The organism is Streptomyces sp. NPDC000983, assembly GCF_040299205.1.
Lineage (GTDB): Bacteria > Actinomycetota > Actinomycetes > Streptomycetales > Streptomycetaceae > Streptomyces.
Genome location: NZ_JBEPBM010000033.1, coordinates 51,688 through 73,776, shown reverse-complemented (window position 1 = coordinate 73,776; position 22,089 = coordinate 51,688). Strand labels below are relative to the sequence as shown.

Here is a 22,089-nt window from a genome sequence, read left to right as displayed (position 1 = left end):
CGACCCGAAGGGGTGCACCTTATGCTGGCCATCGTCTCCGCAGTGCTGTTCTTCATCGCCTTCCTGATCAACGCTGCAGACATATCCACCAATGACGCGTTCAGCTCGACGAATGTGATGCTTCTGGGGCTGACGGTGCTCGCCTTGCACCTTGGTGGAATCGGCAGCGGCTGGTCGCGTGGCGGCCGCAGAAGCTGACCGCGCCCGGCCGGTCAGGCCGAGCAGCCCTCGGTACCGGCGGTCACCACCGCCTGCCTCCGTGGCGTCTCCGGGCGCCGAGTCGAAACCTCACCGAGTCCCTCGGGGCGTCGCCCAGCTCTGGAAGTTACAAGTCAGCGGGGTGGCCCAGCAGCCGACGAGCAGGTCACCGCGTTCCGCCACCTCCCGCGCGACGCGGGCCCCTGTACCGTCGTCTGGATGAGGGCCTGACCCAGAAGATGCAGGACGGCGCCGGTACACCCGATATCAATCGCGGAGCAGCCCGTTAGCACTTCACGGCTCAAGGGATCTGGTCGAGGTCGGCTGCGGCGGGGCTGCCTATCGAGATGACCGCCTGGCGTCTACTTCCATACGGCGAATGCTTCATCGTCGCTGGACCGCACCATGCCGCTCTTCACCCACTCGACCTTCTCGGGCTGCTCGGTGGAGCCCGGCTGCGAGAGGTAGACCGAGCAGCCCTCGTAGCTTTCGCCCGCCGGGGCTGCCTTGAATTCGGCGGAGTCGTGCTCGTCGAGGCACTTGTCGAAGGTCGGGGGCTCTTGGTAAGTGAGCTGTCCGTCCGCGTCGACGGTTGGCTCGGGGAAGCCGCTCATGATGTTCAGCCGAGTCAGCAGGCCGCCGTCGGACATGACATCGAAGGAGGGCCCTGTTACCTCTCCGGCCTCGGTCTTGGTGACGCGGTAGTGGACGTAGTAGGGGGTTCGATCCGCGTACTGTGCGGCGTCCTCGAGTGCGGAAAGGTCGGCAGGGGTGCCGGCTTCCACACGCAGGACGGCGACTTCTAGATTGTCCTTCTTCGCGGGTTCGCCGTAGGACAGCTCCTCGGTGCCGGAACAGCCGGCGAGTGCGAGGGCAGCGGCGATGAGGGCGGCGGGTGTGGTACGGGTTTTCAAGGCTCCCCCTGTGATGCATTTCCGGGTGGTAAGGATCGGGTGATGAATGGTCAGGTCCGGTCTGAACTGCCCCGGGCAAGAGCCAGGTCCAGGGCGACGAAGGCGGCCAGCCCCACGAATGCGCCAAGGTGCAGCACCCACCAGCCACCCTCGTATCCGCTCACCGGCGGCGCCCAGACCACGTCGGAGACGAGCAGGCGGAACGGAAGAGCCGTGGCGCAGAGGAGCCCCGCGACGCTGGCGGCACGCGAGCGCCTGTGCTGCCCGAGAGCCTGGTAGGCGACGGTCACCGCGCCCAGGAGCGGGGCCAGCAGCCAGGGCCAACCGGGTACGCCGTCCATGGGGTCGGTGGCTGGGAAGGCGGCCAGTCCCATGGCGTCGGCCATCGACACGAACATGCCCTGGTCCGAGTCGAGCAGGAATGCCCTCAGTGGCATGGCGGTGGCGAACAGCGCGGCCACCGCAGTGCACGTCAGTGCGGCACCCGCGATGATGCCCCAGCGACATCCAGGGGTGGCCGGTATCGCGGGTCCGGGGCCGCCGGGAGCCGGGGTCCGGTTCGGGTCGGCGGGCGGCGGCGGAGCGGCCGGGGACCGGCTGGCGCCCGCGTATGGTCCCAGGGCACCGGCTGCGTCCTCGACGGTGATCTCCACGTGCGCGGGTGCGTACCGGCGCGCCTTGGCGGTCAGCCGGGTGAGGTCGAACTTCCGTCGCTCGACTGCCACATGCAGGGGTGCCTGCATCGCCGGATGGGGCGGGGCGACCTGCGTCTGCGCCGGCGGGACCGCGCCGTCACGCAGCCGGGTTCCGATGAGCACCTGCGGCCCGAGCGCGGGCGAGGAAACGACGACGATGGTCGTGACGTCGTGCCACGGAAGCTCGGCACCGCCTATGCGTACTCCGGTGCGGTCGAACTGAAACAGCACGCGGCGCGCGTCGAACCACAGGAGGATGGACGGCAGCAGCAGCACGATGATCGTGCCGCCCTTCATGTCCAGCGCCCAGCCCAGGAACAGCGCGACAGCCACGAGGCCGCCCATGAGCCCCCAGAGCTTCGCGAGATCGGACGGGGAGAAGGGCCCGGTCACCCGGTAGCGTTCCCAGCGCGCTCGGCGACGCGGGGCCGTCGGCCTCGGTGCGGGCGGCAGTGGGCTCATGGTGCGTACTCCTCGATGGTTGTCGCGTGCGGCACGGGACGAGACACCATGCAGGCGGGCGCCGCTACGGGGAGGGTCGACTTGACCGGCAGCGCTGCGCGCGGTCGGGTGCCGTGCATGCCCTTTCCTGTCGGGGCGATGGCCTCCGGTCCGTTCATGACGGGGTGGGGGCGAAGGACAGCATGTGAGCTTCGGGTGTCGCGTCGTCGCCGTAGACGTCGGCCGGTGTGATGACGAGCCGGTTGTTCACGTAGGCGAGGTGCCCGGCGTACATCCCGGTTTCCGCCGCGCGGGCAGCCCTGGGGTGCCGCAGCACTTCCTGCTCCGATTCCGCGCCGCCCGGACCGAAGCGGACGATCCGGCCCGGCCGGCTGACGGAGGCAGACTCGTAGACGAGCAGTCGGCTGCCGTCCGCGCGCAGGGGGTGAAGGGTGGTGGCGCCGTCGCTCTTCACACCCCAGAGGAACTCGCCGGTGCCGAGGTCATAGGCACCGACCCGGTCGGTGCCACCGAGGTGGACCGTCCGGCCCTCGACGAGGGTGCCCCGGCAGTTCTGCATGTTCTCGTTCGACTCGCCCGCCTCGGCGCAGTACGTGAAGCCCTTCGGCCTGGGGTCGAGGGTGGTACGGAGTTTCCCACCGGGCCCCAGGGCGACCACCCGCCAGTTGTCGGTGCGTTCCTCGGCGTGGAAGGTGGTGAGGACGACGGGGTCGACGGAGAGGGCCTTGCCGATCTTCCAGCCCTGGCCGGTCCGGTAGCGCCACAGGACCTTGCCGGTGCGCGGCACGAATTCGGCGAGCTGGCTGAAGGTCTTGCTGCGGTCGATGCTGATCGCGCAGTCGTAACTCACCAGCAGCCGCGTTCCGCCCGCCACGTCGTCGGGGTAGCACTCACCGGGGTGCTCCATGGGGATGTCGTAGAGCTTCGCGCCGTCGGCGACCCGGTAGGCGGCTGCCTTCATGCTTTGTACGACCGCGAGGACGTGACCACTGATGGCACTGTTCACGATGATCGTGTCGTCCTGGGATCCGCTCTCGGTGAGCTTCTTGTGCCAGCCCAGCTTCCCGGTCCGAAGATCGATCATCTGCATCTGGTTGCACCGGTTCCCGTGCACCGCCTGGCTGCTCTTGTACACCAGCACGACCTTGCCGTCAGGGGTCGGGTTGACGGGTGTTTCGCAGACAGGAGCGGGCAGCGGCACACTCCACACCTCGGCACCGTCCGCGAGTCGGCGGGCGGTGACCCTCTTGTGCACGGCCTGGACGACGGTGTCACCGACCACCCACAGATCCTGGAGTTCGATGCTGCGCCGGGGCAGGTCCTCCGTGCCGTCGGCGATCCAGGCGGTCGCCTCGCCCGGCTTGCGGGCCGCGTTGATCTCGTCCGACGTCGGGATCCGTTCGCGCTCGGGTGCGCGGGGCCTCGGGCTGCGGTCGGCGGAGGGTGCCCCGGTGGGAGGGGCGGCTGACTCCGCCACCGGCCCGGACGACCCGCCCGGCCTGCCGCCCTGCGCGGCATACAGCCCTGCACATGTCACGAGGAGCAGGAGGACGACGGCCGTGACCATCACCGGCGGTTTGGCGAAGCGCCCGGGGCGGCTCGACGGACCCGGCGGGGTCAAGCCCTGCGGGGCGTACGGGTTGCCCTCAACCGGCTGTTGCCGCGGGCTCGTTCTGTACCAGGGCTGCGGTCCCCGCTGCATCGGTCTCACCGGCCCCTCGTCGGCCGGCGCACGACCGAGGCCGCGCACAACTCCTTGCGGGAGACGGCCCTCGACACAGCGTCGACCGCCATGGTCAGGCGCCTCACCCGGTAACCGCACCTCACGTACTTGCCCTTCCCGGCCCGCTCGTTGTGTCCGTGGTCGACGGCGAGGTCACGTCGCGACACGCTCGCCCGACGGGTCGGCGACCACGATCCGGATGTGCGGCGGGGCGTACTTGCGTGCCTTGCCGACCATCTTCGCCAGGTCGAACTTCTCGCGGAGGACGGCGACATGGACGGGGGCCGGCATGGCCGGATGCTGAGGCGGGACGGTCGTACCCGCGGGAAGGGACGCCCCGGAACTCAGCCTGGCGCCGATCAGCGCGTGCGGGTCGTCCGGCGGTGTGGCGACGACGAACTGGGTGATGTCCTCCCACGGCAGCAGCACGTCGCCGAACCGTGCCCCCGCCGCGTCGAACTGGAACGCCGTGCGCCGCTTCTCGAACCAGGCGATGACGAACGGGACGGCCGCAACGATGACGGCGCCACCCTTCATGTCCAGTGCCCAGCCGAGGAACAGGGCGACCACCACGATCCCCGCGATCAATCCCCACAGGATCGCCTGGTCCTGAAGGGAAGAGGGATGAGTGACCCGGTAGCGCTCCCAGCGCCCTCCACGACGGGTCGGCCCGGCACCGCGTGCCCGGCTGGCGTCTGTCATGACGACATGTCCTCTCTGTGTCCTGACGCGGTGACCTGACATCGGCCGCTTCAAGCACGTATGACGGTGATCACACGGGCATGCCGACCGCTGTCATCCGGATCGGCGGCGGCAGCCACCGCAACCGGTCAGACTCTGCCGTGAGGCCCTGCAAGGCCGCTGAAATCCCCATGAACCAGGGATCTGAAAGACTGCTCACACACCGAGCAGGCACGGGGCGCACGAGGGCACGGATAAGACGGGGGCTTGGCTGTGGGCGTGCAGGCGCAGCGATCGGGCGGTGATGGAGCCGAAGCGAACGGGGAACTGCGCATCGACCTGTTGGGACCGGTCCGCGCCCGTCGCGGCACCGCGCCGCTCAGGCTCGGACCGCTACGGCGCCAGGCCGTCCTCTGCGCCCTGATCCATCGCGCGCCGGCCCTGGTGACGTATGGCCAACTCCTGGCTGACGTATGGGGCGTTGATCCTCCTGGCACGGGCCACCAGGTTCTGCCGAGCTACATCTACGCACTGCGCAAGACGCTCGATGCGGCGGATGCCGGGCCGGACCGCTCGGTGATCCGCAGTGAGCGCGGTGGCTACCGGTTCGTGCTCGGCGCAGCGGGGACCGACCTCGCGGAACTCGCCGAGGAGTCCTCCCTGAGCCGGCGCGCGAAGGCCTCGGGGGACCTCGACCTGGCGCTGAGGCACGCTCAACGGGCGTTGGAGCTGTTCCGCGGCGAGCCCCTGCCCGGTCTGCCCGGGCCGCTCGCAGCCAGTGAGCGCCAACGCCTGGCCCTGCAACAGCGCATGCTGCACCACGACCGGGCCGAGTCCCTGATCTCACTGGGCCGCTACCCGGACGCCCTCGACGAACTCCTGGCCCCGGCTCTGGCTCAACCGCACGACGAGCCACTCGCCGCGCTGCGGATGCGGGCGCTCTACGGCAGCGGCCGGCAGGCCGAGGCACTGGCCATGCACCAGGAGATGCGCCGTCGGCTCCTTGAGGACCTGGGTGTGGAGCCCGGCGAGGAACTCCGCCGGACCCACCAGGCCGTCCTTCGCCGGGACGACCGGCTGCTGCTCGGTCCGTCACAGGCCGCGAAGCCGCCCGCCGTCCCAACACTCAAGGCGACTGAGCCCGAGAAACCCCCCTCCCCCGCGTCCGACCACCCCGGCGGATCCCACCCCCGGCGCAACGACCTCCCCGGCGACACAGCCTGCCTCGTCGGCCGTGAGCACGAACTCGGCCTGCTCACCGCTCCCATGCCACCAGGAGCTGTCTCCGTGGTCACGGTCGACGGCGCGGCGGGGGTGGGCAAGACCGCGCTGGTGGTGCGCGCCGCCTGGGCGCTCAGCGCTGACTACCCCGACGGCTGCCTGTTCGTCGACCTCCACGGGCACGGCGGCTCCCCCGGCCCGCAGGACCCGCAGCGGGCCCTGCGCCGACTGCTGCGTGCCGTCCACGCAGACAGTGGTGAATCTCCCGACACCCCGGAGAACGTGGAGGACCTGGTCACGGCCTGGCGCGCGGCCACGAGCGCATTGCGGCTCCTCCTCGTCATCGACGACGCTCGCAGCGCCGAGCACGTACGTCCCCTCCTGCCCGCCGGACCGGGAAGCCGGGTCCTGGTGACCGGCCGACAGCGGCTGCTCGGCCTCGACGCCGACCGCCGGTTCACCGTCGAGCCACTGAGCACGGACAACGCGGTCGCCCTGCTCCGCGAGCTCCTCGGAGCGCAGCGCGCGGACCGCGAACCCGAAGCGGCTCTCGAACTCGCCCAACGGTGCGGCGGCCTGCCACTGGCCCTGCGCATCGCGACCTCCCGGCTCCAGCACCGCCCGAGTTGGACCCTCACGCTGCTGGCCGGACGGCTGTCGGACGGCGAGCGCAGCCTCAGTGAGCTGCGGGCCGGCGACCGTAGCGTGGAAGCCGCCTTCACCATGTCCTACGACCAGCTCACACCGGCGCTGCAGCGCGGCTTCCGCGCTCTGGGCCGTGTTCCCACCGCCGACTTCGACGCGCTCTCCCTCGCCGTCATGCTGGACACTTCCCGCGAGCGAGCCGAAGACGTCCTCGAAGACCTGGTCGACACGAGTCTGTTGCAGCAGCCCCGCCCCGGCCGCTACCGGCTCCACGATCTCGTACGGGCCCACGCGCGACACCTCGCCGCCGAAATACCCGACCAGGCCGCGGCGGACCTCAACGCCGTGCTGCACCTCTACACCTCCGCGGGCCGCATGGCCGGCGATGAGGGGGACAGGAACTCCCCCATCGGTCCCGGCGTTGCCGCCTTCGACAGCCGTCGGGACGCCTCGGCATGGCTGAGAGCGGCGGGCGGGGAACTGGCCGACCTGGTGGCCTACGCGGCCGCTGCCGAGGAGTTCGACCATGCCTGCCGGATCGCCGAAGCCCTGGTCGAGCATCTGGTCCGCCAGGGCCAGTACCACGAGTGCCGTACCGCGCTGGAGCTCGCGCTGCCCCACGCGGACAGGGCCACCGATCCGCGGATGCCCGCTGCGCTGCGCAACTGCCTGGGAATGATCGACATTTACCAGGGGCGGCACCGCCTCGCCCACACCCGATTCACCGAAGCGCTACGGCACTGCCGCGCCCACGACGACCTGCGGGAGCGAGCCCGTGCGGCCACCGGAATGGGCATCGCGCACTGGGGCTTGGGCGAAGTCGAGGACGCGGTCGCCCACCTCGACGAGGCGGTGAGGCTGACGGCCCGCACCGACGACGACTGGCTGACGGGGGCGGCGCTCTGCAGCCTCGGCGCGATCCGCTCCCTCCAAGGCCGGCACGAAGAGGCGTTCGAGCTCAACGCCACCGCCCTCGCCATCGCCGAGAAGGGCGGACTGCCCAGGGCGATCAGCAACGTCCTGTGCTTCGCCGCCGACTCCCACGTGGCCGCCGGTCACCACATCCAGGCCCAGCACCTTCTGCGGCGGGCGGCCGAACTGGCCGACGAGGCGGAGGACGTTCCCCTTCGCGCGGCGAGTCTCTCGCGCCTCGCGACCGTGGAACACATCCAGGGCAGTCTGCACTCGGCTGTCGACACCCACCACAAGGCCCTGGCCACACTCACCTCGGAATCGAACGCGGGGCTGGAGATGAAGGTCCGCATCCGCCTCGGCAGCACCTACGCGGCGGCAGGCCGCCACGCCGAGGCGCGTCACGAGTATCGGACTGCCCTCTCACTGCCCGGAGCCAGTGACCATCCTCATGAACTGAGCCTTGCCCGCGAGGGCCTCGACGGCACCAACCGCCCGACGGACGAGCCCACAACGGGCTCTGACGAGACATGAGCGCCGGCCCCGGCAACCGGTTGCCGTCACCGACCACACATCGCTGACGGCGGCGCTCGGCCGGCTCCCAGGCCCGCCGTCTCACGGATCCGGTCGCGCAGCCGGGCGTGGATCTCTGGGATCAGAGGTGCACCGGCGTCACCAGCGCAAAGGCGCCAAGGCCCCTGCGGTTCCATTTTCGAGTGGAGGACCCACAGCGTGTTGCGCAAGGCTGTGGGCTCGTCGTCTCCCAGTTTGCCGTCTGTCACAGCTTTGCGGTGTGCACGGGCCGTGGGGCGTCGTTAGGGGGTTCGACCGCGGGCCATCCGGTGGCGGAGATGAGCAGGGAGGCACCAAGGGCGTAGATGTCGGCTGCCTGGGTCGGCTCGGCTCGTCCTGTTGGCGAGCACGCTGCGGGCGATCTCGGGTGTTCGTAGTGGACGAGGCAGCCGCGGAAGGGGGGGTCGTATTCGGCGGGCACCCGCCCACCCTGCACAGCTGTCGGTCATTGGAGCACCTCACAGAAGGCCTGGTCGTAGCCAGATCCCCTCCCCGGCTGAGTCGGCACTGCTGTGGGAGAGGCCCGAGACCGAGCTGTACGAGGCCGTCCGTCGCTCCGAGGATGAGCCGTTCGCGATGTCCACCGACGCGGATGTCACCGAGGCCGGCCGATGGCGGTACTGACGACTACTCCTCGGGCTCCCAGGCGATCAGCCGTTCGAACACCTGCCGGTCGCCCTCGATCTTCAGGTCGCGCAGTGTGAGGCGGCCCCAGACGAAGAGGAGCAGCTGCTCGGCCGTGCCCGTGGCTGAAGCGGAGGCGGGCGCGGCAGCCTCCGTGAGGGGTGCGGGCCAGGCGCCGGTGCCGTCCAGCGCGAGGAGCCAGGAGCGGCCCTCGGTGGCGTGGTAGTGGATGGTGGCGGCCTCGTGCGGCCAGGGGGCCGGGGTGGAGTTGCAGGTGTCGAGAAACTCGGCGACGCCGTCGATCGCGACGTCCGCCGGCATCGGCTGCACGGCGCCTGTGGCGAGCTGGGCGTCGTAGGTGTGCACCAGTACCTCGTGCACCCGGCGCCGGGCAACGCCCCACCCATTCGCCGGCGACAGGCCGGCGCTCCACCACGCCCAGCACTCGCGCTCCGGGCCGGCCTCGCGCAGCGCACTCAGCAGCAGCTCGTTCGACTCGGCGTACCAGGCCAGCAGCGCGTCAGGCTCGCGCGGCGCCTCTGCGGCATCCTTGGCCGGCGGAGCCTCGGCCGGGCCCGCGGCGACGATCGCGGCCCACCAGCGCTGGCCCGTACCCAGGTGCTGCACCAGATCGAACAACGTCCACTCGGGACAGGACGGCACCGGCACGTCAAGGCGGGGCGCAGCAGCAACCGCACTTCGGAACGCGGCCGACCGCTCGTCGATCAGTTCCAGCAGGGCCGAAAACTCAAGGCTATCTGTCACATCGCTTACCTATCACCCCCGTTCAGACGACCGCATCCTGATTTTCCAGGCCCTCAGCTGCGGGAGTTGGAGCACCGCAGAGAGATCCTGGTCGTAGCCACAGCCCCTTTCCCCCTTCCTGGATGCCTCGTTGAACGACCCATCCAGGAACGTACGCGGCCTCCGTCGACCGCGCCTCCCGCCTCCAACCGCTCTGCGCCTTTCCCAGGCAGGCCAGTCCAGTCGGGCGGGAACCATGCAGTGGTGCGTGCCGGAGGCGCAGGCCGTCTTGCGTGGACGAGCCGAACCCATCGGGCATCCGCAGCACAAACGGCTTTGCCCTGTCCGTGACGGACAGGGCAACGGAACTCGACGATGCCTACGGTTTCGGGCGATCGGCCGAGGCTTGGTGGGTGTCCGCGCCGGAGCTGACGTGCCGCTGAGTCTCCTGCGGACCGTGCCAGTCCAGGCACATCACGGTGGCATCATCCTCGAGTCGGCCACCGGCTGCGCCCCGTACCGCTGATGTCATCGCCAGAGCGGTCTCGCGAGGGTGCAGGTTTCGGGTGCGTTCCAGAAGGCAGGGAAGATCGATCTTCTCTCCGTGGCGCTCGAGCATGCCGTCGGTGAACATGAGCAGTCGGTCGCCGGGGCGCAGGTCGACGTCCTGAGCTCGGTACGGGTGGGGCACGGGCACGGAGAGGCCGAAGGGATGGTCTACCTCGCATGTGATCACCTTCGCGACCCCTTGGCGCAGTCGCAGTGGCCAGGGGTGACCGGCGTTGACGAGCTGGGCCCTGCCGGTGCGGAGGTTGATGCGCAACAGCTGACCCGTGGCGTGGCCCCGGCCATGGTCGGCCAGGGCCTTGTCCGCCAGTTGAGCCTGCTCGATCAGGCCGGCTCCTGCGCGACGGGCACCACGCAAGGCGCCGACCAGCACGGTGGCGGCCAGGGCCGCGTCGATGTCGTGCCCCATGGGGTCGGTCACCGACACATGCAGGGCGTCGCGGTCCAGGATGTAGTCGAAGGTGTCGCCGCTGAGGTCTTCGGAGGGCTCGAGACTCCCGCACAGGGTGAACTGGGCCGCCTCGCACGACAGGGACGGAGGGAGCAGCTGGTACTGGATCTCCGCAGCCAGGGTGGGCGGTCTGGAACGCTTGCCCCAGGTGAAGAGGTCCGTGAAGCGACCGTTGGCGATCACGACGTAGGCCAGGACGTGCGCGGCCTCCCCGACCGCGGTGAGGGTGTCGTTGCCGGGTCCGGCCGGCAAGAGGAGTTCCAGGAGCCCGATCGCGTCCCCCCGGTTGGTGACGGGCGCGATCACGCGGTGTCCGTGGTGGGTCGCCTCCTGGTACAGGAGCTGGGTACGGATCACATGCTCGTACACGCTGCCGAGCAAGGGAATCCGTTCCGCTTCCCGGCCGCCCTCCCCCGCAGCGGTGGTGGACAGCCGGGCCACCGCCTTCCCCGTCAGGTCCACGATGAGGAAGGAGACCTCGACGGCATCGAATCGCCGTCGCAGATCCCGCGCGACTACGTCGACAGCGTCCACCGGCGCGGCCGTCTCCGCTGCGGTCAGAAGCCGAGGAAGCTCACTCTGCCCATCACTCACGGCCACGGTCCCTTCGACGAGCCCCCTCCTGCGCCGACCCGGCAACCGCCAGGACGAGCGCCACCAGCCAGGCTCTTCACCTACACATCATCCACCAGGAGTGAGCAGGCCACAGGTCTGCTGCGTCGCGCCGCAGTAGGTTACTGGCGTGTAGGACCGTGGTCGACGACCCGTACGTGCGTTCCGGGGACGCTCAGGCCACGCGCGCGGAGCAACAGCGCGCCTGGCCGATGCCCTCGGTGCGGGGGCGGTGTGTGAAGCGGGTCAGGCGAGGTTGATGTTCTCCGCCTGGGGGCCCTTCTGGCCCTGGGTGACGTCGAACGTCACGGTCTGGCCCTCCTGGAGCTCACGGAAGCCCGTGGAGTTGATCGCCGAGTAGTGGGCGAAGACGTCCGGGCCACCGCCGTCCTGGGCGATGAAGCCGAAGCCCTTCTCAGCGTTGAACCACTTCACAGTTCCTGTAGCCATGTTCTTGTCTTCCAGTCGACTAACGCCGCCCACACAGTGTGGGAGGCGGAGGTGATTGCCCCAGCTCCTGCGGCACAGCACAGCAAGACGCCCACGCCGAAGGCGTGGGCAAGGGGAAGATCCGTACCACGACAGCTAACGGGGACGGTACACGTCCGCACACACTGTAACCAGAAGGGCTCCTCCAAGTGGGAGCGCTCAGGTCTCGGTCGGCGGGTCCGCCGCTTCGGCGGCGCGGCGGTATTCGGCGTTTATGCGCTGGGCTTCCTCCAACTGGTCTTCCAGGACGATGATGCGGCAGGCCGCTTCGATGGGCGTGCCCTGGTCGACGAGTTCGCGAGCGCGGGCGGCGATGCGCAACTGATAACGGGAATAGCGCCGGTGTCCGCCCTCGGAGCGCAGCGGGGTGATCAGGCGGGCTTCGCCGATGGCGCGGAGGAAGCCCTGGGTGGTGCCGAGCATCTCGGCGGCCCGGCCCATGGTGTAGGCGGGGTAGTCGTCGTCATCGAGACGGCCGTACGAGTCGTCTGCCGTCATCTGCACCTCTCTCTGGAACGCGTCGAGGGACCCTGGTGCCGATACCGGCACCAGGGTCCCGAAGGAATTTCTACACCATGCGCCGACCCTGAAATCGCGTCGGCAGACTGTGTCCGCCTGCCCGACCCAGTCGCTGTCGGGAGTGCGGGGACCGCGGTTGCTTGACCGGAGACCACCTCACTATCGATGTCCTGCGGTACCCGGACTCGGAACTTCCGTCCGGGCGATCCCTATGGTGCGTCATTCCTCCGTTCTTCCCTCGGTGATCAACTTCCTACCTGGGGTACTGCTGGTGAATCGAACTGCTCAGTGGCCTGTGACAGCGCCACTATTCGGCAGCCGGCACCTTTGCCCGTCCTGCGTCTGCTCTGGCTTGGAACCTCACTGCCGAACTTCCCGGTGCGCGCGTCCGCAGTCGTTGCCTTCACCGGGAGTACTGCTCACATACTTCACTGCGGGGTACTGCGCACTGCACTCACGGGCACCGCATCTGCCGTGACAGCGGTCCCGCTCCGGCGGCCCCTGATCGCTGCGGGCCACCCGGTCCGGCCGCCAGTCCCGTCGCCGTCCTGCAACCACCCTGGCTTCGAAACTCCACCGCCGCACCGTCCTGCGTACTGCAACTACAGGTACTGCTGCCCGGCAGTTCGTCTCTGCCGGGCCCTTCTGTCTCTCTGACTACGAGAGAAACCATAGCGACGCCACTACCTAATGTCTACTCCGGCCGACATAGATTTTTGAGCGTTCGAAGGTGAGGTAATCGACCGCGAGCAGTGAGACGAGCGGGGCACAGCGCATGCGCGCCGGGCTGGCCCGGCCACCTGCTGGGGCAGATACCGAGGGCAGGAAGCAACGGGCAAGGCGATCGGGAACCCAGTGGCTGGTGGCAGCGGTGCCGCAGAGAGCGCAGTAGCGCAGGGCGGTGAACTGAGCCTCGATCGGGTTCAGAATGATCTAGCGCGGAACCCCGGGCGTTCACGCCCGGGAGGAAGCGCTTCTTAACGCTGCTCTGACCCGCGCGGGTGCACGGGGCTGCGCTGTTGGCCTCAGCCGGGACGTTTCTGGTTCTCGATGTACTTCTTGATGACGGCGAGCGGGGCGCCCGTGCACGAGGCGGCGAAGTAGGACGGCGACCAGAAGTGCTCACCCCACAGGTACGTGCGGATGTGGCCGGGGAACTCCTGCCGGAGGCGCCGGGCGGAGGCACCCTTGAGGGAGCCTACGAGTCGGGAGATGGCGACCTTGGGCGGGTAGTGCACGAGCAGGTGGACGTGGTCGCGTTCGCCGTTGAACTCCCGCAACTGGGCGCCGAAGTCGGTGCACACGTCGCGCGTGACCTCTTCGCAGTGCCGGAGGATCTCGTCGGTGGATGGTCCGCGCCGATATTTGGGTGTGAAGACCAAGTGTGCGTGGAGGGTGCAGACGACGCTATTACCCCTGCGGATAGAGGGGTTCGATTCCCGATGTGGTGACATAGACCATTGCTACGATCACGCTCGTGAAGATTGTGACGCAGGTCAAACTCGTGCCGGATGCCGTGCAGGCATCCATGCTTGAGCGCACTCTGCGTACGGTCAACGACGCCGCGAACTGGGTGTCGCAGGTGGCGTTCGAGTACGGCGTGCCGCGTGAGTACGAGCTGCGCAGGCACACCTACGCCCACCTCAAGGCGCGGGGGCTGGGTGCGCAGGCCGCGCAGCACGTCATCAAGAAGGTGCGCGACGCGTACACCACGCTGGGGGCCAACATCCGTGCCGGGAACCTCGGCAGGGAAGGCTCGAGGCGTCGCCTCAGGGCGGAGTCCAAGCCGGTCGCCTTCCGGCCCGAGGCTGCCCAGCCGTATGACGACCGGTGCCTGAGCTGGCAGTACGACCAGCGGACCGTGTCCATCTGGACCGTGGACGGCCGGGTCAAGAATATCCGCTTCGCCTGCTCCGCCGACGCGCTCAAGATGCTCCAGGCGCACCGGCAGGGAGAATCCGACCTGATCGAGCGCGGCGGCGTGTTCTACCTCGTTGCCACCTGTGACGTGCCCGAGGCCGAGCAGTACGAGCCGGACGGCTTCATCGGCGTGGACCTCGGCATCGAGAACATTGCCACCGCTTCCACCGGTTACCTCGCCGCCGGGCGGGGGCTCAACCGGTACCGCAAGCGGCAGCTTGCCCTGCGTGCCAGGCTCCAGAAGAAGCGCACCAAGAGTGCCAAGCGGCGGCTCAAGGCCCGTGCCCGCAAAGAGGCGCGGCACGCAGCCAACACCAACCACATCATCTCCAAGACGATCGTGACCGAGGCTGAACGCACCGGACGCGGCCTGTCCCTTGAAGAGCTGAAGGGCATCCGCAACCGGGTACGGCTCCGCAAGCCCCAACGGGTCGCACTCCATTCCTGGGCGTTCGCCCAGCTCGGAGAGTTCATCGTCTACAAGGCCAAGCGGGCCGGTGTGCCCCTGGTCTTCGTTGATCCCGCGTACACGTCGCAGACGTGCGCCGAGTGCGGCCACGTTGACAAGCGCAACCGTGTCGACCAGGGGCTTTTCATCTGCCGGGGGTGCGGGGTCGTTGCCCACGCCGACCGGAATGCTTCCCACAACATCGCCGCCCGCGGCGAGAGCGTGTGGAACGCGGGGCGTGAGTCACGCGTCCCTGACACCCCATAACGGGGTGTCTGGACGGAGGAGTCCACCCCAGCAGCCAGCTGGGCGCTACCTCCAAGCCCGGTCCTTCAGGGCCAGGTCAAGTTGACATGTCACCCGATCGTGCAGCAGCCCCTTGCTACGCTGGAGTTGCGGCGACTGCGAGGCCGAAGGTCACCGGCGGGCGCCGTCACTCCTCAAGGCGGTCCGGCCCCAGGCCGGCGCAGCCCCCGGGGTCCAACCTTCACCAGGCCGTCCTGCCTCAAGGAGGCGTGACACGATGGCCCTCTTCCTGATCCTGCTCATCAGCATCGCCGTGGCCCTCATCGTTATCGGCGCCATCGTGGACGGAATGCTGTACCTCCTCTCCATCGGAGTGCTCCTGCTCGTCGTCGGCGTGATGTACCTGCTGGTGCGCTCGATACTGCGCTCGCGCCGACACGGACCCACCGCGTCATGACGGTGGGGGCTGGCCTCACGCCGCCCCCTTCGGACAGCCGCCAAGTGGTTGAGGCGGCCCGCGCGGCGCACCGCACGCCCTTCCTGCGCTTCCAGCGTGCCCGCAGTCGGCCCTCGGGCCACCAGCCGCTGAGGTTCCCGGTGTCCGCCTGGGGCCATGTACATCGGGTCGGCACCGGTGCAGCCAGAGTCCGAGCCGGCCGTCCCTTCACCTGCCAGGCGAGCTCGCCTGGCAGGGGCCGGCCGGGAAGAGAGCAGATATTCCGGATACGGCCCGCCTCACCGCCGTACCGGGAACCGGTCCGGTGAGGCCGGACGACCATGTCCATCTGCCAGGCCGGCACGTCGAGACCCACTTCGCAGTCGCCGGCGGACGTCTTCCACCGCACGTCCCCCGCATGGTCCGGAGGGCCGTGACCACCAGTGACGCGACGGGCCTGATCATCGTCGCAGTCCTCATCACGGAGACAAGAGTCCGGCTCGACCGGAGGACATACCGCCCGGGCCCCGAGGTCGCGCGCCACCGGTCGACGTCGTTGCGGCGTGAAAGCGTGCGGATCGTTCACGGCGCCTTGCCCTGGCCCAGTGTGAGACCTGCCTGGCAGGGAACCCGCCTTCAAACAGGAGGTCTGCGCGGCTGCGGCCGATGAAGCAGACGTCGACCTCACCACGGTCGCGCAACGCGCTTCCCGCCGTGGAGAAGCGCCTTCCTCCCAGCGGCCCGGTCTCAGCAGCTCGCAAGAGCAGCCCCGAGCCATCTGCCTCCTTTGGAGGAGAGCTTCATCATCATGAGTAGCAACGCAACCGTCGGCACCCCCCTGTCGACGCCACCCGGCAGTGACTTCGCCCGCTTGTCGAGAAAGATCGCCGATGCCGGCCTGCTGGCACGCCGCCCCGGCTACTACACACTCCGGATCATCACGGTGGCCGGGCTCTACGTCGTGGGCTGGGCCGGCGTCGCACTCGTCGGGGACAGTTGGTGGACCCTGGCGGTCGCGGCCTTCCTGGCCGTGGTCTTCGGCCAGGTCGCCCTGCTCGCCCATGACGCGGCCCATCGCCAGGTGTTCCGCCGACGCCGGGCCAGCGAGGTGTCCGGACGGATCGCCGGTGCCGGTATCGGCATGGGCTACGGGTGGTGGCAGGACAAACACACCCGCCACCACGCCAACCCCAACCACGAGGAACTCGACCCCGACCTCGACCCCGACCTGCTGGTCTGGTCCCAGGACCAGGCCAGGGCCGCCAAGGGACTCCCCCGTCTGATCGGCCGCTGGCAGGCGTTCCTGTTCTTCCCGCTGCTCACACTGGAGGGCTTCAACCTGCATGTGTCGAGCGTGCGGGCGCTGGGCAATCGCGCGCTCAAGCACAGAACACTCGACGGCGCTCTGCTGTTCGCGCACTTCGCGGTCTATGCGACCGTCCTGCTCTGGCTGCTGCCGCCCACCATGGCGATCGCCTTCGTCGCCGTCCACCAGGCCCTGTTCGGCGTCTACCTGGGCTCCCTCTTCGCGCCCAACCACAAGGGCATGCCGATACTGTCCGGCAAGGACCGCCCGGACTTCCTCCGCCGCCAGGTACTCACTTCACGCAACGTGCGCGGCGGCCTGTTCACCGACATCGCCCTGGGCGGGCTGAATCATCAGATCGAGCACCATCTGTTCCCCAGCATGCCCAGCCCCAACCTCCGCCGGGCCCGGGACCTCGTGCGACGCCACTGCCAGGAACTGGACGTCGACTACGTGGAGACCGGGCTGCTCACCGCCTACCGTCTGGCCCTGGCAAGTCTCCACCGGGCGGGAGCCCCGCTCCGCCACCCTCGCGTCCCTGCGTAGCGCTCCGGCAGGTGTGCGCCCCGTCAAGGAGCGGCGTCCGGTGGGTGCTCTCCGGCCGGCGGTGGAGGATGCCTCGTCACTCACCCCCTCACGGCCGGGCCGAGCAGCGTTCGTCAATCGGGGCGTTGGGTGCGGTTCTCATGGGCGAGGCCGTTCGGCTGGGACGTTGAGCGGGTGCCGAGGGGCAGCACCAGGGCCCTCAGCAGCACAGGGGCGGACGGCTGGCGGGCGGCGGGATCCGATGGCCGACGTACCGCCCCGATGTCCTGCCAACCCCACGACAGGAAGGCATCGCGGGCCTGGCCGTCGGCAGGGTCGACCAGCGTCGCCCCGAGCGAGGCGTAGTGGTCGCCGAGCAGGCGACGCTGGAGCCGGCGGGCGAGGTCCTCGTCGCCGCTGTGGGGGTGCACCATGATCTCGATGATCGCGAAGACGTGTCCGGACGCGGTGAGCTGTTCGACGCCGGGGGGAAGGCTCCCGTGGAACCCGCTCCACCAGGTCCCTTCGCGCGGTACGGGAAATCCGTAGGCGCACCCGGCGAAGGCCGTGCCCTCCGCGATCAGCAGGGCGAATCCTGGCCGCCTGATGGCGCTGGTGAGACGCCGTAGAAAGGCCTCCCGGCCACGGTAGCGCCGGCCCGCCCCCGTGCGTGCCGACTCCACGGACAGATCCGCCAGGTCCTCCCGCAGAGTCTCTGCCTGCCAGCGGTTCAGCCGGCGCAGCCGTAACGCTTGTACGGGAGTCGCCGTGCCCTCCGGACCCGGACGCGGCTCCCGGCGGTCCGCGGCGGTCACAGCGAACCGCCCGCGACGGCTGCCGCCCGGCGTCGGGCCGGCAGGCCCTCGTGTACGTCGAGGAGGAAGCCGGAGCCAGTCATCTCGATGACGCGGGCCAGGCCCGGAGGCGGATGGTGCAGTCGGAGGATGGTTCCCCTGTCGGCACCGAGCCGGAATGCGGTGAGAAACGCGTTCAGTCCGCTGGCATCGCAGAAGGTGACCGCCGTGAGATCGACGTCGATGGTACGCACACCGTCGCGCAGGCATCCGGCCAGTGCGCCGCGCACGAGCGGGGCGGTGGCCAGGTCGATCTCCCCCGCGAAGGTGACGAGCGAGCGGGTGGTGCGGTCGTGCCGGTAGACGTTCAACTGGGGCAGGGACATGGTTCCCTCGGTTCTCGAGATCCGCCGGCGGTTCCGGGCGGCAGGGCGAGTAGCCCTGCCCTTCGCGGTGTGCAGCCGATACGGAGGGGGTGGATACGGTGACGTACGAACAACCGTTCCGTTCACGATGGTTGGCAGGAGCGCCGACGCATCGGACGGCCGGGGAATCCCCGTGGAAGCGGCAGGACTCGGGGCGCGGCCGGTGGGCCTCGTGACCTGCCGGTGTTCCGCGCTCGGGCACGGACGGCGGTGGCGGACGACTCGTCGTCCCCCGGTCCCGGCCACCTCCGCCCCGACCGAAGCCGGGCCAAGGGCCACCGGAGCCACCGGGGCCAGGCAACTCGGGACAGTGGAAGCAGTCGGCTTGTCAACCGAGGTGCCATGCCCGGGAGCCCGGGGCACGCACCTCGTTGGCTGCTTCGGCCGGTTCTGATGGGTCCTGCAGCCTATGGGCACGCCGTGTGCGAGCGGGCCCTGACATCTCCCTGACGGGTGCGGCGCGGCAGGCGCAGGCGTCCACCTCCGGCGTCACGCCGACAGCCCGTGCCGGTCGCCCGCGTCCGGACATGGGCCTTCCGGTGAGCAGACGGTGGCGGTCCTGGGACTGACGTCCTGGGGTGGCCGTGCTGGAAGGCGGAGACACGGTCGCCGTGCTGTGAGTTGAACCGTTGGACGACGATCGCGCCGAAGGCGATGATCACGATCAGGGTCAGGATGGTCTCCACGGTTCTCACCGCCCCGACGGCTGCTGCGGCATCGCTGCGGTCATGGCCTCGATGCCCGACCCGGCAGTCGGGGCGCCGGCCTCACTTCCCCCTTCGGAATCCCAGACCGCCTCCTCGGCCCGGTCTGTCTCCGCCCCCGCCCGCAGGCGCGCCTCCACCTCCATCAACCGGCTCGCGGTCGACGTGCCCAGGGGGTCGCTCGCCGCGGCCATCAGCCGGGCTGCAGACGCGGCGGGCGTCTGCGGTGGGATCACCAAAAGGTTCCAGCGGCCCACATGGTAGGAGAGCAACAACAGTTCATGCGGGTCCTGCTCCGACCGGAACCAGCCCACCTTCACCACATGTCCCGCAACGGGCACCTTGCGCGGAACGACCGGCCAGTGGACGGGATTCACCGTCACGCGTGTGATCCGCCCCCACAGCGGGTCCAGTACGGCGGTCAGAGAGAGGAGTTCCGTCCCGAGATCGCGGGAGCGGGGCCACCAGGCACCGTCCAGCAGAGCCGGCGCGGGGCCCACGGGAGCAAGCGACAGACGGAGCGAGGGCGAGGGCGAGGACAGACGGTCAACGGCTTCGGCTGTCGGCGGGTGGTGAACGGTCACGGTCATGACACGGACCCTGCCCCGGGCCTCGGACGACCGGCCCGGCGTATTCGTTCGCCGAAAACGACACGAGCCTGAAAGCCGGTGTGCGAAGTATCCTCGGTGTGGTCGAGCCTACTCCTCGAACGGGCCCCGCGGACCACCGCTTGACGGAGACCCTTCTCCCGTACGGGAGCCCCGGTCCCGTAAGCCCCTCGAACCCCCCGGACCCCGGCAACGAAGAGCTGCATTGGCTGATTTCACGGCTCTGTCCGCAGTTCCGTGACCGAACGGCTCCCCACCCCTGACCTCTCGTCTTCCAGCGAGCGCTCGCCACCCTGGCGGCGACCGGCGCCTGACCGACCAGGGGCTGTTACGCATCGACGACCCACTCCTGGCCGCGAACCACTTCTCCGGCCTGCTGCTGTGGATCCCGGCAAACAAAGCCATGTTCGCCGGAAGAGCCCAGCACAACGGCCTCGACCGCCACGCTGCCGCCGACGTCCGTGTCTCCTCGCCGCCTGCCGCTGACCACCGGACCATCCGGGCCTCGCCGACTCGCGCGCTACCGCCGGGTGCGACAACCGACCGCAGGCTGGCCGCACACCGGGCGGCCGCGTCACCAACGTGCCGCAACGACACGGGTAGGGCCAGGCCCTACCGGGACCGTGGAGCCGAGCATCACGTCGACGCGCCCTCGCAGCAGCCCGCCTCCGTACGGCGGGTCTTCAGCACGCCGTAGAGCACCGTCCTGTCGACAAACGGTGTCTTGAGTTCGGTGCGCGGAACCGGCAGGGATGTGGGCGGCTGAGCCCAGGCGGGGCAGGAGCGATGGGCGGCGGGCGACGCCATGGGCCGGTGCTGACGGGCCGGTCCGACGGCGTCACCCTGCGGCTTGCGGGACGCTCCACCGCGGCCGGGACGGCCACGGCGCCCGGCGCCCTCCGCAAGCCGGTCAGGATTCCTCGGTGTGGGGCCCGGTGCCGCTCGGGGGCCTGCTGGCGGCCAGCCAGGACCGGGCCGGTTCGGCGGTTCGAGCGGTGTCGACGGTGAGGTGGAGTCGGGTCCCGCCGCCCGGGGCGGGATAGCTGCGCTGCTCACCGCCGGCGAAACAGCGGCGAAGGACGTCAGCCACCATCCGGGCGGCGTCCGGGGTGGCGGCGACGATACGGACCTCGGCGTACCCCGCCTGGGGCACGGCTTCGGCATCCGGCTCATTGCGGTCCAAGGCGGCACCGTCCTTTCCCAGCAGTTGCGCCCGCGAACGTCCGGCACGGCGGCCGGGCATGACTCCGTACCTCCACGGTACGTCCGAGGCCCCCGTGTCCATCGGTTTCGCGGGGTGCGGCGCGTCCGTGCAGCCCGCCGGAGTACCGTGAAGGAACGGGGCCGTCGCCCCGCCCGCCGGCCCGGCGTCCGCCGAGGCACCGGTCCGGGCGGCAACGGCACCACCCGTGGACGGGCGGACCGACATGAACGACGTAGGCATCTCACGCCACCAGGTCCCCGCGCCCCCGCGCCTCCTGCCGGACGAGGTCCATCGGGCCGCAGGACCGGGTACGGCGCTGCTCCGGCTGGAGACGACGGGGTCCCGGCAGAACCTCCTCGACGGCGCCTGGTGGCCGCGCTCACGTGACGTGGAGCAGGAGCTCCCGCCGCTGATCACCGCCCTGACCGGGTATCTCGGGCCCATCACCCGGGTCGGCCTGGACACCTCCGCCTGGAACGGCATCCCGACCCGCCTGGTCGTAGACGACCGCGTCGTGCACCTGGACTCCTTCCCCATCGGCGACGACACCGTCCTGATCACCCGCGGCGACAACGACCACTTCTCCCTCATGGTCGTGCCACCGGCCACGCCGCCCGAGGCCGCCCGAGCCGTCATGGCCCGTGTCGTCCACGCCGACAACGCCGCCCAGGCTGCCGAGATCCTCCTTGCCCAACTCCCCCGCCCCGCCGCCCCGTCGGCCGGCACCGACCTGGAGAACCACGAGACTCCAGACCCCTGACCGTCGAGGGCCGCGGGCGGCCCAACACTGCTGACCGAAGGGCATCGCCCCACCCACCCCAGCAGTCAACTGGAGACGGCGATCCGTCCACGATCCAGTGCCGAGTTCTTCGATTCGACGAGCAAAGTACCCGTCGGACGGTGCCGCGCCGAGGGCCGGTCCGCTCACTTCACTCGTGTGCAGCCGCTGCGGCGGGGCCCGGTGATGGGTCCATGCAGGTACGGCAAAGAAGGTCGGCGAGCGCGGTGGCCGGCGGCCGATCGGTCATCCGGGATGCGCGTTGAGGGATCGGACAGAAGGTCCGCACCCGCGGGCACTGTCAGGGCGTTTCCGCCGGGCCCCGACTGCCTTGTCGGCCGCCTGCTCGGAGGGCCGGGGGCGTGGGTGGACAGTAGGGCGACCGACCGACGATCTGCTCCGTACGGCGTGCCAGCCGGCCTTCTTGGCTCGGTGCCGTCCCCGGCCTGGCATTCCGGCCCGGAGGCACGGGAGACCGGAGCCGGTCATGTTCGGTGCGGGGGCCGGGGTTCCGGGCTGGGGTCGATGCCGTCGGTTCGGTCTCCTCGGTGCGTTCGGTCGGCTCGGGCCGTCCGCAGGAAGTGCATGTGGCGTGCGGTGCCACCCATTCCCGCCCGACCGCGGGCCTTCCGCGGAGTCAATGGGTCCGGTCCCGGGACGGGTGT

20 protein-coding genes are annotated in these 22,089 nt (G+C 69.7%); 7 read left to right on the top strand and 13 right to left on the bottom strand.

Going from position 1 to position 22,089, the window contains the following annotated elements:
- The first annotated feature begins 21 nt into the window (after positions 1 to 21).
- Positions 22 to 198, top strand: a complete 177-nt coding sequence (locus ABT296_RS29685) for a hypothetical protein (RefSeq protein ID WP_351931750.1) — start codon at positions 22 to 24, stop codon at positions 196 to 198.
- Positions 199 to 560: 362 nt separating this feature from the next.
- Here ABT296_RS29685 and ABT296_RS29680 read toward each other — a convergent pair whose 3' ends face one another.
- The 4 genes from ABT296_RS29680 to ABT296_RS29665 all read right to left on the bottom strand — a co-directional run bounded on the left by ABT296_RS29680 (position 561) and on the right by ABT296_RS29665 (position 4,694).
- Positions 561 to 1,112, bottom strand: coding sequence for a hypothetical protein (locus tag ABT296_RS29680; protein WP_351931749.1), 552 nt, complete (start codon positions 1,110 to 1,112; stop codon positions 561 to 563).
- A gap of 50 nt (positions 1,113 to 1,162) precedes the next feature.
- The gene (locus ABT296_RS29675) at positions 1,163 to 2,269 is read right to left on the bottom strand and encodes a hypothetical protein (RefSeq protein WP_351931748.1); all 1,107 of its coding nucleotides are present in this window, start codon (positions 2,267 to 2,269) and stop codon (positions 1,163 to 1,165) included.
- Between the two features lie 154 nt (positions 2,270 to 2,423).
- Complete coding sequence (locus tag ABT296_RS29670) at positions 2,424 to 3,836, bottom strand: outer membrane protein assembly factor BamB family protein (protein ID WP_351931747.1); 1,413 nt, start codon at positions 3,834 to 3,836, stop codon at positions 2,424 to 2,426.
- A 309-nt stretch (positions 3,837 to 4,145) separates the two neighbouring features.
- On the bottom strand, positions 4,146 to 4,694 hold the full coding sequence (locus ABT296_RS29665; protein ID WP_351931746.1) for a hypothetical protein: 549 nt from the start codon (positions 4,692 to 4,694) through the stop codon (positions 4,146 to 4,148).
- A 258-nt stretch (positions 4,695 to 4,952) separates the two neighbouring features.
- On the opposite strand from ABT296_RS29665, the gene ABT296_RS29660 reads away from it, so the two are divergent.
- Positions 4,953 to 7,985 carry an AfsR/SARP family transcriptional regulator gene (locus ABT296_RS29660; protein ID WP_351931745.1) on the top strand — a complete coding sequence of 1,011 codons (3,033 nt, stop codon included), beginning with the start codon at positions 4,953 to 4,955 and terminating at the stop codon, positions 7,983 to 7,985.
- Between the two features lie 666 nt (positions 7,986 to 8,651).
- Here ABT296_RS29660 and ABT296_RS29650 read toward each other — a convergent pair.
- From ABT296_RS29650 to tnpA, 5 genes are all read right to left on the bottom strand, one after another.
- Positions 8,652 to 9,413 carry a maleylpyruvate isomerase family mycothiol-dependent enzyme gene (locus tag ABT296_RS29650; protein WP_351931744.1) on the bottom strand — a complete coding sequence of 254 codons (762 nt, stop codon included), beginning with the start codon at positions 9,411 to 9,413 and terminating at the stop codon, positions 8,652 to 8,654.
- 358 nt (positions 9,414 to 9,771) lie between these two features.
- Complete coding sequence (locus ABT296_RS29645) at positions 9,772 to 10,944, bottom strand: PP2C family protein-serine/threonine phosphatase (protein WP_351931743.1); 1,173 nt, start codon at positions 10,942 to 10,944, stop codon at positions 9,772 to 9,774.
- Positions 10,945 to 11,268: 324 nt separating this feature from the next.
- Positions 11,269 to 11,472, bottom strand: a complete 204-nt coding sequence (locus tag ABT296_RS29640) for a cold-shock protein (protein ID WP_055603386.1) — start codon at positions 11,470 to 11,472, stop codon at positions 11,269 to 11,271.
- A 198-nt stretch (positions 11,473 to 11,670) separates the two neighbouring features.
- On the bottom strand, positions 11,671 to 12,009 hold the full coding sequence (locus ABT296_RS29635; protein ID WP_351931742.1) for a MerR family transcriptional regulator: 339 nt from the start codon (positions 12,007 to 12,009) through the stop codon (positions 11,671 to 11,673).
- Positions 12,010 to 13,055: 1,046 nt separating this feature from the next.
- On the bottom strand, positions 13,056 to 13,484 hold the full coding sequence (gene tnpA / locus ABT296_RS29630) for an IS200/IS605 family transposase (protein WP_351931741.1): 429 nt from the start codon (positions 13,482 to 13,484) through the stop codon (positions 13,056 to 13,058).
- Positions 13,485 to 13,507: 23 nt separating this feature from the next.
- Here tnpA and ABT296_RS29625 point away from each other — a divergent pair, with 23 nt between their 5' ends.
- From ABT296_RS29625 to ABT296_RS29615, 3 genes are all read left to right on the top strand, one after another.
- On the top strand, positions 13,508 to 14,665 hold the full coding sequence (locus tag ABT296_RS29625) for an RNA-guided endonuclease InsQ/TnpB family protein (protein ID WP_351931740.1): 1,158 nt from the start codon (positions 13,508 to 13,510) through the stop codon (positions 14,663 to 14,665).
- Positions 14,666 to 14,921: 256 nt separating this feature from the next.
- On the top strand, positions 14,922 to 15,101 hold the full coding sequence (locus ABT296_RS29620; protein ID WP_351931739.1) for a hypothetical protein: 180 nt from the start codon (positions 14,922 to 14,924) through the stop codon (positions 15,099 to 15,101).
- 787 nt (positions 15,102 to 15,888) lie between these two features.
- Complete coding sequence (locus ABT296_RS29615) at positions 15,889 to 16,932, top strand: fatty acid desaturase family protein (RefSeq protein ID WP_351931738.1); 1,044 nt, start codon at positions 15,889 to 15,891, stop codon at positions 16,930 to 16,932.
- Between the two features lie 113 nt (positions 16,933 to 17,045).
- Here the strand turns inward: ABT296_RS29615 and ABT296_RS29610 are convergent, their stop codons facing one another.
- The 3 genes from ABT296_RS29610 to ABT296_RS29600 form a co-directional block, all read right to left on the bottom strand.
- Complete coding sequence (locus ABT296_RS29610; RefSeq protein ID WP_351931737.1) at positions 17,046 to 17,726, bottom strand: hypothetical protein; 681 nt, start codon at positions 17,724 to 17,726, stop codon at positions 17,046 to 17,048.
- Complete coding sequence (locus tag ABT296_RS29605) at positions 17,723 to 18,091, bottom strand: STAS domain-containing protein (RefSeq protein WP_351931736.1); 369 nt, start codon at positions 18,089 to 18,091, stop codon at positions 17,723 to 17,725. The genes ABT296_RS29610 and ABT296_RS29605 overlap by 4 nt, the downstream gene beginning before the upstream one ends.
- A 730-nt stretch (positions 18,092 to 18,821) precedes the next feature.
- Positions 18,822 to 19,424, bottom strand: coding sequence for a DUF5994 family protein (locus ABT296_RS29600; protein WP_351931735.1), 603 nt, complete (start codon positions 19,422 to 19,424; stop codon positions 18,822 to 18,824).
- Between the two features lie 277 nt (positions 19,425 to 19,701).
- On the opposite strand from ABT296_RS29600, the gene ABT296_RS29595 reads away from it, so the two are divergent.
- Positions 19,702 to 20,139, top strand: a complete 438-nt coding sequence (locus tag ABT296_RS29595) for a TetR/AcrR family transcriptional regulator C-terminal domain-containing protein (protein ID WP_351931763.1) — start codon at positions 19,702 to 19,704, stop codon at positions 20,137 to 20,139.
- Positions 20,140 to 20,352: 213 nt separating this feature from the next.
- Here ABT296_RS29595 and ABT296_RS29590 read toward each other — a convergent pair whose 3' ends face one another.
- Positions 20,353 to 20,625 carry a hypothetical protein gene (locus ABT296_RS29590; protein ID WP_351931734.1) on the bottom strand — a complete coding sequence of 91 codons (273 nt, stop codon included), beginning with the start codon at positions 20,623 to 20,625 and terminating at the stop codon, positions 20,353 to 20,355.
- A 244-nt stretch (positions 20,626 to 20,869) separates the two neighbouring features.
- On the opposite strand from ABT296_RS29590, the gene ABT296_RS29585 reads away from it, so the two are divergent.
- The gene (locus ABT296_RS29585) at positions 20,870 to 21,406 is read left to right on the top strand and encodes a DUF5994 family protein (RefSeq protein ID WP_351931733.1); all 537 of its coding nucleotides are present in this window, start codon (positions 20,870 to 20,872) and stop codon (positions 21,404 to 21,406) included.
- The last annotated feature ends 683 nt before the right edge of the window (positions 21,407 to 22,089 follow it).